This window comes from Finegoldia sp. BIOML-A2 (genome assembly GCF_009678315.1).
Lineage (GTDB): Bacteria > Bacillota > Clostridia > Tissierellales > Peptoniphilaceae > Finegoldia > Finegoldia magna.
The window spans coordinates 185,752-199,792 of record NZ_WKZE01000001.1 but is presented as its reverse complement, the minus strand read 5'-3'; the positions used below and the strand labels follow the sequence as shown (position 1 = coordinate 199,792).

The following is a 14,041-nucleotide window of genomic DNA, read 5'->3' as shown; positions in this document are numbered from 1 at the left end:
CACCGTTACAATAAAAAAGTCAAGCTATTTTAATAAAATATTTACGCCCTTTGATGATAAGTCGTTAAGCTCATCGATTTGTTCTTGACTAATTGTGGAATTTTTCTTAGCGAAAATCTTTCCCGGTGGATAAATCACGATATCATTGGTAATCTTTTTGTTCAGTAAATAATCGTATGTTTTATAAATTTTCGTAGAGTCTGATTTTTCATATGAACGAAGAGCTTCCAGCAAAATTTCAAAATCTTTTTTATCATCGGCAATCGTTGAAATCAATACGAGATTTTTGTCGTCTATCATTTCAATATAAATTCCGTTTTTTATCAAATGCTCATTCACATCACTTGGATTGTCGCATTCAAGGACAATTCTTGTAAAATCCCTCTTGCAATTTTTTTGAATAGGAGCTTTTCTTATGAAATCTAAGCCTTCAATCTCACTATAAAACCAATCTATTATTTCTTTTAATTCAGCGTATTTGCTCTCATTTTTAGTACAATAATTGATGGCATATTCCACAGATGTCATGAAAATATATGATGGGGAAGATGTCATAATCATTTGTAGATTACTCATAGTTTTATCTATCAATTCATCTTCACAGTTAAAATTAATCGCAGCAGTTTGTGTGAATGCAGGCATCGTTTTGTGATACGAATTAATAGAAATATCACAACCTAGCTGCATTGCATTTTTGTCAAAACATTCCAATGCAAAATGCGTTCCGTGTGCTTCGTCAACGATTATCTTGATATTATTTTCGTGACAATAAGTTACAAGTTTTTCGATTGGCTGATAAATTCCATAATAATTGGGGCGTGTTATAAGAACTGCTTTGATAGATGAATCTTTTTTCAAATTTTCTATCAAAACTTCTTGTTCACACACTCCATCACAGTCGATCTCCACAGATTCTCCACCAGCGAGTCGTACTCCGTTGATTACAGATTTGTGGCAATTTTTCTCTACCAAAATTTTGTCGTTTTCAGCTAATACGCTCATTATACTTGCGACTATTCCAGATGTTGAACCATTGACAAGATACATTGATTTTTTTGCATGTGAAAAAAGGGCAAGATTATTCCTGCCCTTAGCTATAATATTAATTGCATGGTACAAATCATCTGTATCAGATAATTCCGTTACATCAATCTTTAAAATATTTTCAAGAAAATCGTTCATTCCTTCCAACCTCTTGCCCTTATGGCCAGGCATGTGGAAGCTTACTTTTTCTTTTCTATTTATAAGATTATCATACAAATTACGCATTCAACATTTTCTCCACTTCTACCATAATTGCACATTCTGTACGTTTCTTTTGCATTGCGCATCCCAATTCGTATGGCTTGTAAATATCGTTATTAAAATTGTACGCATTTGCATGGCAACCACCAGAACAGTAGAATTTGCACCAACAATTTTTGCAATCTTCTTTTGTAAATACATGACAATTCAAAAATTCTTCACGCATATCTTCTGGTAAAGTTAAATTTTCATCTAAAATATTGCCCATTTTGAATTTTTCATTGCCGACAAATTGGTGGCAAGGGTAGATGTCTCCTTCTGGAGTTACTGCAACGTATTCGCAGCCAGCTCCACAACCTTGCATTCTTTTAATAACACAAGGGCCTTGAGTCAAATCCACCATAAAGTGGAAGAATTTAAAATTGGAACCATTTACTTGATCCTTTGCATAATCCACTGCCAACTTTTCGTATTCATTTAAAACAGTGTCCAAATCTTCCTTAGTAATAGCGTAATCATCATAATCGCTGTCTACAACAGGTTCGATACTTGACAATTCAAATCCCAAATCCTTGAAATGTTTTACATCTTCTGAAAAATCCAAATTCTTCTTAGTAAATGTTCCTCTAACATAATAATATTTTCCTTTTCTTCCTTTAATAAGCTTTTGGAATTTAGGAACGATTAAATCGTAAGAGCCCTTATCGTTCAAAGTTTTTCTCATATTATCGTTGACAGATTTTCTACCATCAAGACTAAGAACTACGTTGTGCATATTTTCGTTGATAAAATCAATCTTGTCATCGTCCAACAAAACGCCGTTAGTAGTTATTGTAAATCTGAATTTCTTACCTCTTTCATCGGCTATTTCGTTGCCGTATTTTACTAATTTCTTTACAAGTTCGAAATCCATCAAAGGTTCTCCACCGAAGAAATCCACTTCCAAGAATTTTCTTGAACCGCTATTGTCAACCAAATATTTCAAAGCTTTCTTGCCGACTTCTTCAGTCATATAAGCTTTGTGTCCACCAAAATCACCTTGTGAAGCAAAACAATATTCGCACTTCAAGTTACAATCGTGAACAACGTGAAGGCACATTGCCTTTAACACAGGTTCTCTCTTTTTGAAATCTTCAATGTGAAGATAATCATCCGATGAAAAAAGCATATTCGCTTTTTCCAATTCTCCGATTTCCTTGATAGAATCTCTGACAGATTCTTCAGGATATTGAACTAATTTTTCTACTATTTCATCTGCACTTAAATCTTTGTAATAATCAAGTACATCGTAACTTATGTCGTCAAAAACATGGACACTTCCACCGTTTACATCTAAAACAATGTTGTGGCCATTCATTTTGTATTTATGTATCATATAATTCTCCTTTCAGCTACCGTACTATTTTATAGAAAATTCCGAATTAAGTCAATAAAAAACGAAAACCACTCAAAAGAGTGGCATTAATTTAATAATCGCATATCTGATTGTTTACTTAAAAGTCTTCAATCATTATGTAAACAAGATTATCTATTTTCGTTTTCACATTCTTGGTTAGCAACTGTGCAAGAAGTTTTGCAAGCTGATTGGCAAGATGTTTGGCATTCACCACAACCACCTTTGCAAGCTGATTCTTTCAAAGTGTTAGGTGTTAAAGTTTTAATATGTTTTTCCATAATATTCACCTCAAAATAATTATATCATAAATTTAGAAAAAATGTGCGAAATAAAATCATGTTGAATAATAAAAAAAAGGATTGCATAAACATAAAACAAGTGATATATTTAATTTAAAGGAATGATGAAAATGTTCAAGTACATTACACACAATAAAAAATTATTCTACCTAACTCTTCTTACAGCACCTATTGCCGTTGGATTTGATATTGGCTTGGCGTGGCTTTTGAGAATTATAACAGATGCAGGAACTAATGGAGAAGAACAACTTTTGCCCAGATTATTTCTAATTTCTGTGTTGTACATAATTTTTGCAAGTATTTCCGATTTATTATATCGAAAAAGCACAGTAGAACTTACGAATAATTGTATATACAATGTTAGAAATGATTTGTTCAACAGTATAACAGACGAATCTCTAATCAAAATATCCAAACAAAATAGTGGATATTATATATCAATGTTTTTGAATGATTTGGAAGATTTGAAGATGGATTATTTTAAGAATATGGTGTCTTCATATCATGAAATTCTCAATTTCGTAATATCCTTAGTGTTGCTTGTCAAAATCGACATAATAATGGCAATCACAATAATAATATTTTCTGTGGTGCAACTAGCAGTTCCATTTATTTTCGAAAAATTAATCGAAAAAAGACAAGAAGAACTTATGAATATAAGAAATGAATACACGTCTAGTTTGCAAGAATTCGTGAACAATTTCAATTTGATTAAGTTTTTCAAAAGAGAAATTATTTTTCAAAAAATTAACCAAGATAAATCCATCGAATATCGTAACGCATCAAATACTAAGGAAACTTTGAGCAAAACTATTTACGTTTTATCATTTGCTAGTTCATTGGCAATGTATTTGGGTTGTATGTTGGTAGGAATTTGGCTAGTATTTAAAGACAGAATAACAATTGGTCAAGTAATAGAATCAAGTCAACTTATGGCTTATGTGACAGGACCGTTGTTGAATTTCACAGATATAATGACAAGTTTTAAATCAGCAAAGCCAGTCCAAAACAAAATTATGAATTTCATCTCAGAAGAAAAACCTGTTGAAGGAGAAGATGAATTTGAATTTAACAATTTGAAATTAAACAATATTTCGTTCAAATATCCAACAAGTGACAAATACGTTTTGAAAAATTTGGATTTTACATTTGAAAAAGGCAAAAAATACATTATTATTGGAGAAAGTGGAACGGGTAAATCAACTATATTCAAGATTTTGCAAAAACAAGAAATAGCAACGGAAGGAGAAGTCCAACTTAACAATAGAAATATTTTGAATATTACAGATAGCATATATTATTCGAAAGTCGGATTTGCAACACAAGACACTGGAATATTCACAGCAAGCATCAAAGACAACATATCCTTGTTTTACAACAGACCTGTAGATAAAACAATCATTGAACAATTGGGATTAAATACTTTGATTAATTCAAAACCAAAAGGAATTGACACTGTAATCTCCAGCGAAGACAAATCTATCTCAGGTGGAGAAAAACAACGAATTGCCATTGCAAGGCTACTAAATGAAGACCTCGACTGCATTTTATTAGACGAATCTACATCCTCATTGGATAAGCATAGTGTAGATATTGTTGAACAATGCATATTTTCAAAAAAAGATTTGACAGTAATAGCAATCACACATCATTTGACAAGTAAAGCAATTGAAATGAGCGATTGTATTTTAAAATTAGAAGACGGGAAATTAGTACCAGTTACAATGTAAACTAAAAGAGGTTAATAATATGGGAACTAAAAACACTTATAACAACTATCAATTCTACGAAATACCAGCATTGACTAAATATTTGGAAGAACAATCAATAAAAGGCTATAGTTTTTGTGGCGCAGTGGGAAGTTTTTTGGATATACTGAAGTTTCGCTATGATGAAAACAAAGCCCCACAATCTTATTGTGTCTTACGTAAGCGTTTTGACAAACATATCGATGAAAAAATCAGAGAAATGAAAAATAATAAAACTGACGTTATACACGAAAATAATACGTATATTGTATTTGCAAATAATTCTGAGGAGGATACGGAGTTAGAATCCATTTTAAAAAAGCAAAATGCTCTCCAAGCAGTTTCCATTAAAAAATCTGTAGCATTTATCAGTATATTATTGATTATTTCTGTGATTAGTGTGGTTTTGAATTTATTATGGTCACAAAATACAAACTTAGTGTTAAACAGTCTGAATGTGGGAGTTTGTATTTCTCTAATTATTAATTTCTTGATTTATTTTATTGGAGATTTGCACGATTATTTTTCAGGAAAAGCAGTAGTAATAGACGGGAAGCTAATATTTAATAACCGCACCAAATTAAAAGATTCGCTATTTCGACTTGGAGATGTACTTAAATTCTCAATATTATTGGTAAGTATATTTCTTAGCATAAAGGTTGTGCTACAAGCAAGTGATCCTGCTGTTACAGTTAATGTTTTAAAAATGTGGTCGATATTTTGTATTGTGGGATTTGCTTCAAGGATAAAATTTCAAAAATCATATATCGCATTGCTTTATATCGAAGTATTTCTAATAACACTTGGAGCGATATAGAATATATTGTATAGTTTGTTACAAATTGAAAATTGATTAAAATTGCGCGATTAATTTCGCGTTTTTTTATTGCATATTTGTTATAGGAAATTGTTTTTTTTAGGATATGCTCTATAATTATATTTGAGAGTATAATTATGGAGCAAAATATGATAGAAGTAAACAACCTGAAAAAAGATTATGAAATAGTTAAGAGAAAAAGTTTATTAAACAAAGAAAAAACCATCGTGAATGCAGTGAAGAATATTTCTTTTAAAATCGAAGATGGAGAAAGGGTCGGACTCATTGGGCTTAATGGAGCTGGAAAGACTACTACGATTAAAATGATGACTGGAATTTTGTATCCAACAGATGGTTTTATAAAAGTGAATGGATTCACTCCGTCTGACAGGAAAAAGCAATTTTTGAATGAAATTGGAGTATCAATGGGACAACGTTCGTGTATGTTTTACGATATTGACGTGATAGAATCATTCAATTATTTCAAAGAAGTTTATGAAATTTCAGATGAGGATTTTGAGGAAAGATTACAAGAATTTGATAAAGTTCTTGGACTTTCACAACTTTTACATACTCCTGTAAGAAAATTGTCTTTCGGTCAGAGGATGAAGTGTGAATTGGCGGTGAGCCTTATTCATTTGCCGCGAACGATATTTTTGGATGAGCCTACAATTGGTCTTGATGTTGTGGTTCAAGAAAATATATTTGAGTTTTTGAATATGATAAACCAAAAATACAATTCTACGATCATATTGACCACACATGAGATAGAAAATATAGATAAATTTTGCCCTAGAATTATAGTATTAAATCATGGAGAAGTGATTTACGATGGAAGGTGCAATAAATTTTTGGATAGGGATAAGTATAGAAAACTAACTGTATCTTCAAAATACGTTGAGTATTTGAAGGATTTTAATCCAGACATCGACAATGAGAAGGCGACAGCTTTATTGACAACCGATCAGTTAAATAGTGTAGATATTTCAAACTTTTCTAAGTCCGAATTCACCATCGAAGAATTGAGCTTGGAAGATGTTTTGAAAACTAAATTGAGGGTTGAATGATGAAATTATTTGCTTGTTCTCTAAGAATCGCTCTGAAAAAGATGTTTGCTTATCCAAATGAAATAATCATGATATTTTTTCATAGCCTTTTCCAATTATTGTCGACGATTTTGTTTTGGGTTGTCTTATTTGACAATGTAGATTCTTTTGGATACGACAAATCTTTTATATATTTGCTGGCAATGGTAGGGATGTTATCGTCAGCTATTGAAGAAATGTTTTTCGGACTCAGAGATTTTGAGTGGTTAGTGCGTGACGGGAGTTTGGATAGGTATTTGTATCGCCCTTAAAATACTTTGTTTATGATAATGATAGAAAATATTCCACTTGTTGCATTCATTGAACAACTAGTGCTTGGAATTGTTGGAATAATTTTGGTAGTAGTGAAATTTGATATCGCGATTTCTTTTGTAGCTGTATTAAAGATGATATTTCTTTTAATAATAGGGAACATTTATTATCAAACGATTTATGCGACTATAACTATGTTGAGTTTAAGATTTGAAAAAATATCGACATTAAGAGATTTGATTTTCAATTTTAATTTTTCAAAAAATTATCCCACTACAATTTTTCCGAATTTTTTGAGAAAATTTCTGACTTATGTAGTTCCTGTTTCATTGATAGCATTTGTTCCAACACTAGCTTTAAGCGGAAAACCTACTAGACATTTTCATCTAATATTAATTTGTTTAGTAGTGAGTTTGATGGTTTTATACATTGTGTACAATCGTGGACTTAGAAGATATTCTTCAAATGGAGGTTAGAATGAAAAAATACTTAGCGTCTTTGAAAATAGAATACCTAAATTCAAAAGAATACTTTATTTCTTTTGTTTCCTCCATATTTTACATACCAATCACAATCATTGTTTATTATTTTTTGTGGAAATTCATAATGAAAGGACAAGCTGATATTGCAGGAATGAATTTTGACGATGTGATTGCGTATTTCATAACAATTTTGGTAGTGAAAAATTCAATATCAAATACAATGGCTGAAACTTATTACATATTTCAAGATATAAATTCGGGAAATATTGATACTCTGATAACTAAGCCAATTTATTATCCTTTTACTAGATTTTGCATATCTATAGGAAGAGTTGTAATATCAATGCCTTTGGGGATAGTTTTTTGGATAGCAGTTCAGTTGTATTTCAATAAGTTTTCATTTGCATCGCTTGGTTATTTTATAATATCCTTGTTTTTAGGATTTTGTTTGATGTTTCAAGTGCTATGCATTTTAGGATTACTAACATTTTGGTTAAAATCTGTACTTAGTCTCAGAGATATTTTTTGGTATATTCTGGCAATATTTTCAGGAGAAGTAGTTCCTTTAGCATTTTTCTCTGGGAAATTTGAAATTATACAACACAATCCACTTGCCGGAATTTATTATATCCCTGCAAACATAATTAACTCAAACAATATGAAGGCTTTGATTTTGGAACAAGTAATTTACATCGTGATTTTTTCCGTAATAATTTATTTTATGTGGAGAAGAGGAATAAAACATTACGAATCACAAGGCGGGTAAATATGATTTTGATATTAAATAATATATATGATAGGATTAAATTAGCAATGAAGGTGAGTTTATTTATGTTTACAGTATTAAGAGAAGGTAGCAGTGGCGGAGAAGATAAATGCCCAAGAAGAGCTTAAATATTGAATTGTAAAAAAGAGAAAGCAAAAATGAGCGAATATTCTTAAAGTTGGTTTTATATCTAATTTTTGAGAATCAGTTCAAAATGTTTCCTTTTTTTATAATAAATGAAAAGATTTATAATAAATTGTAATTATGAATCTATAAATTATTTGAATAAATTATATTTTTTGTTTGAATTGTCAAATGAATTTGGTGTTTACATAGAAAACCCATTGGAGGTGATAAATAATGTTGAAATTAAAAAGATATGTTTCAAATAAAAGCCTTGCCATTTATTGTTTGATAAATGGTCTATTAAAAATTTTGTTTTTAGTATCTCCACTTGTTGCAAAAAAGTTTATAGATAATGCAATGAATAAAAATTTTAATAATATGTTGATTTTTGGACTGATAGATGTTTTCTTATTTGTATTAACTCAGGTTGTATCTTATATATTTGATATTTTCAGTAAAAAAGTAGAAACATCAGCAATATCTAATATTTTCAAAGAGGTAAATGAAAATTTGGATACATATAGAGTAAAAGAACATTCAATTAATAGAGATAGGATTAATCAAGAAATAACAAATAATCTTACATTAATAAAAGGCTTTATTGTAGATATACCTGTTAGTATTGTATTTTCTATTATTACTATGATAGCAATATTTTTAATAATGTTAAAATTGTCTATTAGCTTAGCATTAGTTATGATAATTGTAGTCCCAGTAGGTGCATATATATCATATAAATTAGGTTATTTGATTTCAGATTATTCGGAAAAGGATTTAACGAATAATAGAGATATTAAGGGATATCTGCTAGATAAATATTCTATTACAAAGTCAGAAAGACTTTTAAAAAAAAAGCAGATGTTTGATATAAAAATTTTATTAGAAAATTATAAAAATACATTAAATAAAAAATATAAATTAGAATCTCTTGTAAATAATATGATGATTTATTTTGTTTTAAATGGTGTAATAATTTCTATGTATTTGATTTCTGGATATTATGTGTATAGAAATATGATTACAATAGGTACTTTTTATGCTACACAACTTTATGTGTCTAGATTTTGGACACCAGTAGAATATTTGTTTGACATAAGAAATCAATATTTAACAGCAAAGCCAGCAATAAATAGTTTTATGAATTTTATGGAAGTAAAAAAAACAAGATACAATTATGATATTATAAAAGAAATAGAATTGGTGAATTTTGAATGTTTGAGTAATAAAGGGAAAGTATTAAATGAAAAAATTTCTATGAAATTTGATAATAAAAATATAAATATAATTTCTGGAGATAATGGTGTAGGAAAAACAACTGTGATAGAATCTATTTTGAATTATACTGATAGATACAATGGAGATATATTAATAAATGGAAGAATATTAAAAGAGAGCTACTATGATATGGTGTACATATCATCTGATTATAATATATCTAATTTTGGATTGTTATCTGATAAAATAAATTTTTCTTCTGGACAAAAGAAAAAAGCACAAATAGAGTTAGCATTAAATACGGATAAGAGTGTTTATATAATAGATGAACCTACTAATTTTTTAGATGAAGAAAATAAAATCAAAATAGCGAATATGATAAATGAGTTGTATTTTAAAAGGAAAATAGTGATTTTGATTACGCATGATAGCGAAATTATTAATATGATAAAAAATAAGAAAATGTATTTTTTAAAAAAATCTGCATGAGATTATACTCGTGCAGATTTTTCATTTATTAGCATTCTTTGTTTTCTTCGATTGTTTATGAAATTAATTAAAGCTCCACTGAATATTAAAATATATCCAATTATACTTAAATAATCAGGAATTTGATGTAAGAATAAAAATCCGAACAATCCTGTAAAAATTATCGTCGAATAATCAAACACTGAAATTTCAGAAGCAGGAGCGAATTTGTAAGCCAATGTTATTCCAAATTGTCCGATAAGAGCTGCAAGTCCAACGCCGATAAGAGCAAGGATTGATGATGTTCCCATTGGAACAAAATTAAATATCATAAATGGAATACATACTATACACGAAAATCCTGAGAAAAACGCAACGATAAACGAACTATTAACTCCAAGGGTGTTCAATTTTCTAACGCAAGTGTAAGCTCCACCTGCACAAACTCCACCCAAAATTCCTATTAAATATGGAAGAATTTCCTGGATTTGTAGTGTAGGTTTTACAACAAACAAAACCCCTACAAATGCTATTAAAATCGAAATTATGTGTTCTTTCCTCAAATCTTCTTTTAGGAAAATCCAAGACAAAATCAAAGTCGCAAAAGGAGCTAGTTTGTTGAGAACTGATGCATCAGAAATAAACAAATGATCCAACGCATAATAATTACAAAAAATTCCTGCAGTACCCAAACTTGCTCTCAAAATCAAAGTTTTCCATGGGATTGATTTAACATCGTGAAGCTCTTTTACTTCTTCTTTTTTATTCGATTTTAGTAAAATTGCGAAAGCCACCAAAAAAGCAATCAAATTTCTGAAAAAACTTTTTTGTATAGTTGGCAAATCTCCAGCAAGTGGTATGAATAAATTCATAAGAGCAAATCCAAATGCTGACAATAATATTGCTATAATACCTTTAGTTCTATTATTCATTTATTACCTCCGTATTAATAAATGATATCATAAAACAATGTAGATTTGAAATTTATTCTATATCGCTAGAGTTTATTAGGTGGTATAATCAAAAAAGAGAGGAATTTGTGATTATGAAAACTAAAGCTAAGAAATATTTTATTTATTCAAGTTTGTTTTATGTATTTATTTTTGTGCTTGATTTTTTAGTGTCTGTAATTACATCAAATTTTGCAGACGAATTTGTAAAACTAAATACAGTAGAATTTCAAAATACAACAAAAACTATGTTAATTATAATATTAGTATTTGGTCTGAAATTTTTATTAGAAAAACTAATACCTTATAAATTAGAATTAATAAAACATCAATTAAAATTTCAGTTAAAAAACAACATACTAAAAGATATTTACAATTTACGAAAAGAATTGTTATTCGAATTGTCAGGAGAGCAAGTTTTGCAAATTGTAGATAAGGATAGCGAAATCGTAGCAAGTTTTAGGTATGAATATTTGGTAGAATTATTTTCTTCATTATTTATTTTTGCTATGGTACTTGTTTCATTTTTGGTTTTAAGTTATAAGGTGACTTTTATTCTTGCTTTGTTAGCTATTTTGCAAATAATACCGCCAATAATTACTAAAAATAGCTTATATAAGATTTACATGGATACTAGAAAAATAGAACAAGATACTACTAACTGGATTATTTCAGCATCAGAAGGAAGAGATGTTTTGAAAACTTTTAATGCGACTGATTGGTATTTTAAAAATAAAAGGAATTTAGATGAACTGAATGTAAATGCTGGTACTAAGGCTGAAATTGCATTTGCACTTGAAAATGCTATGTATTCTCTGTTAGATTTGATTTTAAAAATAGTTAGTTATGCAATTATAGGTATAGCAATCTATAATCAGGAAATTTCCATTGCTGATTCGGTGTTTATGATTATGTTACTTAGTACGTTTTATTCCAATTTTGAGAATATAACAAAATATATTTCGAAGGTTCAAGAATTCAATGTATCAAAAACTAGAATAAATAATATTTTAAATAAAGATATTAATAGTAATGATGTAACAATTTCGGATACTGATTCTCTAATAGATTTAAAAATTGAAGATTTAGATTTTTGTCAAAATTTAAATGGAACAAATCTTAAATTAGAAAAAGGAGATAAAATTCTAATTTCTGGGAGTAATGGCAAAGGAAAAACAACCATTTTCAATTTGATTTTAGGACTTTTACACTCAAATAGCAAATTGGTTATTAGAGATATTCCAGAAAGACTTATAAGTTATTTAAATCAAAATGATTTATGTATTTCTTTTACAATGAGAGAGATTATGGGTATGCTTGAAGGAAAAGAATACGTTAAAAAAGTCCAAGAACTCTGCAATTATTTTGGGATTAAGGAGCTTGATTGGGGTAAATACTTAGATGAATTATCAGGTGGAGAAAGGAAAAAATTCGCATTAGCAGTTTGTCTGGCATCTGATAAGAATATACTTTTGTTAGATGAACCGACAAATCATTTAGATGATAAATCAGTGGAAAAACTAATCGGTATTTTAAGATCTGATTCACGAGAAATGATTGTAATTAGTCATGATAAAAGGTTAAATAAAATATGCAATAAAACTTTAGATTTAGATAGCGGTGATAATTATGTATAAGGATTTATTCAAGTCTATGAGACTTGGCGCAATATTAGGGCTGATTAGCAATATAATTCAAGATGTGTCAGCAGTTTTCATAGCGACTGTTTTGGGAACTTTTACATCTGCAGTATTGAATTCAGATATAAAAATGATGAAATCTTCAATATATAAGTTGCTCATTGCTATTTTGATTACTGTAGTTTTGATACCTATTTTTCAGATTTTATCAAATAAAATTATCCTGAAAAATAGTTTTACTCACGAAAATTTGCTAATAGACAAATACTTAAAATTTGATGAAAGTATTTTAAGAGATATAAAATCTTATAAATTTGACAATATTATAGAAAAAGAAGCAACTATGCTTAGATTGAATTTTATATGGGCATTTCAAAATATTTCAGAAGCTTTAATAATAGTTTTAATTTTGATAATAAGCTTGAAAGAATTACCAATTTATTATTTCATATTCATAGTTGCTATGGGATTTTTAAGATTTGTATCATTTACTACTTTTAAGAATGAAGTTTCTGAATATACAAGAGACAAATATACATTTAAAGAAAATGAAAGAAAAATACTATTTTCTTGCTCTTTTGAAAAAGATTGGTTGAAATTTAATAATTTGTACACAAAATTCATACAGGTATACAAAGAATTATTTGATGAATTTGTGAAAGATAAAGTAGCAAGAGGGGAAATGTATACTAAAACTCAAAATGCAGTTAGAAATTTAGTAGATGGATTGTTTTTAATACTAGTAGTGGGATTTGGAATTATTCTATGTTCTAAGCAAATTATAGGCATAAATTCAATAATAAAAGTTTTAGCTATGTCTGTTGTTATCAATAAATTTTTTGATTGCGTCAAAAAATCTGTGGATTCATTTATTCAATTAAAAAGTTTAAAAGTTAATGTTGGAAAATTTTATTCACATATTTCTCAAAAGAAGAATTTTGATAATAAAACAAATCATATTGAAATTATTGCTGAAAATCTAAGTTACAGAGTAAATGATAAAAATATTTTAAAACCTGTAAATTTTATTATAAAAAAAGGAGATAAAGTTAAAATATCCGGAGAAAATGGAACTGGAAAAACAACTTTAATTAAAATTTTAAGTAACATTTATACCGATTATAATGGAAATATTAGTATTAACAACACAGAGTTAAATAATGCGAAGAATATCAACATAAATTATTTTTGTCAAAACTCTTATGTTTTTCCAACTACTGTGAAAGAGAATATTTTCCTTGGGAAGAATAAAATAGATACTGTATTCACAGATAATAAGTTACTAATGAAAACAGATGTGAATGGTATATCTGGTGGGGAAAAACACAAAATAACTTTGGATAGAGCGTTAATAGGAAACTCAAATATATTTATATTTGATGAACCACTCAATCACTTGGATAGCGAATCAACCGAAAAATTTCTGAAAGTTTTTGATGAAATTGAAGGAATAGTTATTTTTGTCGACCATAAAAACATAATTAAAAACTACAATAAAGAAATAATTTTATCTCACTAAAAAATCTGCCTA

12 protein-coding genes and 1 pseudogene are annotated in these 14,041 nt (G+C 28.6%); 9 read left to right on the top strand and 4 right to left on the bottom strand.

Going from position 1 to position 14,041, the window contains the following annotated elements:
- Nucleotides 1-24: 24 nt before the first annotated feature.
- The 3 genes from GKF99_RS00905 to scfA all read right to left on the bottom strand — a co-directional run bounded on the left by GKF99_RS00905 (nt 25) and on the right by scfA (nt 2,919).
- Entirely contained in the window at nt 25-1,269 is a 1,245-nt protein-coding gene (locus GKF99_RS00905) for an aminotransferase class V-fold PLP-dependent enzyme (RefSeq protein WP_154272384.1), read from the bottom strand.
- On the bottom strand, nt 1,262-2,620 hold the full coding sequence (gene scfB, locus GKF99_RS00900; protein WP_154272382.1) for a thioether cross-link-forming SCIFF peptide maturase: 1,359 nt from the start codon (nt 2,618-2,620) through the stop codon (nt 1,262-1,264). Before scfB ends, GKF99_RS00905 begins: the two co-directional genes overlap by 8 nt.
- Nucleotides 2,621-2,769: 149 nt before the next feature.
- A complete protein-coding gene (gene scfA, locus GKF99_RS00895) occupies nt 2,770-2,919 on the bottom strand; it encodes a six-cysteine ranthipeptide SCIFF (protein ID WP_002835215.1) in 150 nt (49 codons plus the stop codon).
- A gap of 131 nt (nt 2,920-3,050) precedes the next feature.
- Between scfA and GKF99_RS00890 the strand changes: the two genes are divergently transcribed.
- From GKF99_RS00890 to GKF99_RS00865, 7 genes and pseudogenes are all read left to right on the top strand, one after another.
- Entirely contained in the window at nt 3,051-4,670 is a 1,620-nt protein-coding gene (locus GKF99_RS00890) for an ABC transporter ATP-binding protein (RefSeq protein ID WP_241673543.1), read from the top strand.
- A gap of 19 nt (nt 4,671-4,689) precedes the next feature.
- Nucleotides 4,690-5,505, top strand: a complete 816-nt coding sequence (locus tag GKF99_RS00885; protein ID WP_154272378.1) for a hypothetical protein — start codon at nt 4,690-4,692, stop codon at nt 5,503-5,505.
- A gap of 149 nt (nt 5,506-5,654) precedes the next feature.
- The gene (locus GKF99_RS00880) at nt 5,655-6,572 is read left to right on the top strand and encodes an ATP-binding cassette domain-containing protein (RefSeq protein ID WP_154272376.1); all 918 of its coding nucleotides are present in this window, start codon (nt 5,655-5,657) and stop codon (nt 6,570-6,572) included.
- A pseudogene (locus GKF99_RS00875) lies at nt 6,569-7,339 on the top strand (ABC-2 family transporter protein). The gene GKF99_RS00880 and the pseudogene GKF99_RS00875 overlap by 4 nt, the downstream one beginning before the upstream one ends.
- Nucleotide 7,340: 1 nt before the next feature.
- Complete coding sequence (locus tag GKF99_RS00870; RefSeq protein ID WP_241673542.1) at nt 7,341-8,111, top strand: ABC-2 family transporter protein; 771 nt, start codon at nt 7,341-7,343, stop codon at nt 8,109-8,111.
- A gap of 2 nt (nt 8,112-8,113) precedes the next feature.
- Nucleotides 8,114-8,239, top strand: coding sequence for a hypothetical protein (locus tag GKF99_RS08795; RefSeq protein WP_275542317.1), 126 nt, complete (start codon nt 8,114-8,116; stop codon nt 8,237-8,239).
- Nucleotides 8,240-8,471: 232 nt separating this feature from the next.
- Nucleotides 8,472-9,941: an ABC transporter ATP-binding protein gene (locus tag GKF99_RS00865; protein WP_154272374.1), complete on the top strand. Its 1,470-nt coding sequence runs from the start codon at nt 8,472-8,474 to the stop codon at nt 9,939-9,941.
- A 2-nt stretch (nt 9,942-9,943) separates the two neighbouring features.
- Here GKF99_RS00865 and GKF99_RS00860 read toward each other — a convergent pair whose 3' ends face one another.
- The gene (locus GKF99_RS00860) at nt 9,944-10,852 is read right to left on the bottom strand and encodes a DMT family transporter (protein ID WP_154272372.1); all 909 of its coding nucleotides are present in this window, start codon (nt 10,850-10,852) and stop codon (nt 9,944-9,946) included.
- Nucleotides 10,853-10,965: 113 nt separating this feature from the next.
- Between GKF99_RS00860 and GKF99_RS00855 the strand changes: the two genes are divergently transcribed.
- Together GKF99_RS00855 and GKF99_RS00850 are read left to right on the top strand one after the other, a co-directional pair.
- Complete coding sequence (locus GKF99_RS00855) at nt 10,966-12,507, top strand: ABC transporter ATP-binding protein (RefSeq protein WP_154272370.1); 1,542 nt, start codon at nt 10,966-10,968, stop codon at nt 12,505-12,507.
- Nucleotides 12,500-14,029: an ABC transporter ATP-binding protein/permease gene (locus GKF99_RS00850; RefSeq protein WP_241673541.1), complete on the top strand. Its 1,530-nt coding sequence runs from the start codon at nt 12,500-12,502 to the stop codon at nt 14,027-14,029. Before GKF99_RS00855 ends, GKF99_RS00850 begins: the two co-directional genes overlap by 8 nt.
- The last annotated feature ends 12 nt before the right edge of the window (nt 14,030-14,041 follow it).

Bases quoted from the DNA above. Each gene is read 5' to 3' on its own strand.
- GKF99_RS00890 (WP_241673543.1), top strand. From the start codon at position 3,051: ATGTTCAAGTACATTACACACAATAAAAAATTATTCTACCTAACTCTT.
- GKF99_RS08795 (WP_275542317.1), top strand. From the start codon at position 8,114: ATGATTTTGATATTAAATAATATATATGATAGGATTAAATTAGCAATG.
- GKF99_RS00870 (WP_241673542.1), top strand. From the start codon at position 7,341: ATGAAAAAATACTTAGCGTCTTTGAAAATAGAATACCTAAATTCAAAA.
- scfA (WP_002835215.1), bottom strand. From the start codon at position 2,919: ATGGAAAAACATATTAAAACTTTAACACCTAACACTTTGAAAGAATCA.
- GKF99_RS00850 (WP_241673541.1), top strand. From the start codon at position 12,500: ATGTATAAGGATTTATTCAAGTCTATGAGACTTGGCGCAATATTAGGG.
- GKF99_RS00885 (WP_154272378.1), top strand. From the start codon at position 4,690: ATGGGAACTAAAAACACTTATAACAACTATCAATTCTACGAAATACCA.
- GKF99_RS00905 (WP_154272384.1), bottom strand. From the start codon at position 1,269: ATGCGTAATTTGTATGATAATCTTATAAATAGAAAAGAAAAAGTAAGC.
- GKF99_RS00865 (WP_154272374.1), top strand. From the start codon at position 8,472: ATGTTGAAATTAAAAAGATATGTTTCAAATAAAAGCCTTGCCATTTAT.
- GKF99_RS00880 (WP_154272376.1), top strand. From the start codon at position 5,655: ATGATAGAAGTAAACAACCTGAAAAAAGATTATGAAATAGTTAAGAGA.
- GKF99_RS00860 (WP_154272372.1), bottom strand. From the start codon at position 10,852: ATGAATAATAGAACTAAAGGTATTATAGCAATATTATTGTCAGCATTT.
- GKF99_RS00855 (WP_154272370.1), top strand. From the start codon at position 10,966: ATGAAAACTAAAGCTAAGAAATATTTTATTTATTCAAGTTTGTTTTAT.
- scfB (WP_154272382.1), bottom strand. From the start codon at position 2,620: ATGATACATAAATACAAAATGAATGGCCACAACATTGTTTTAGATGTA.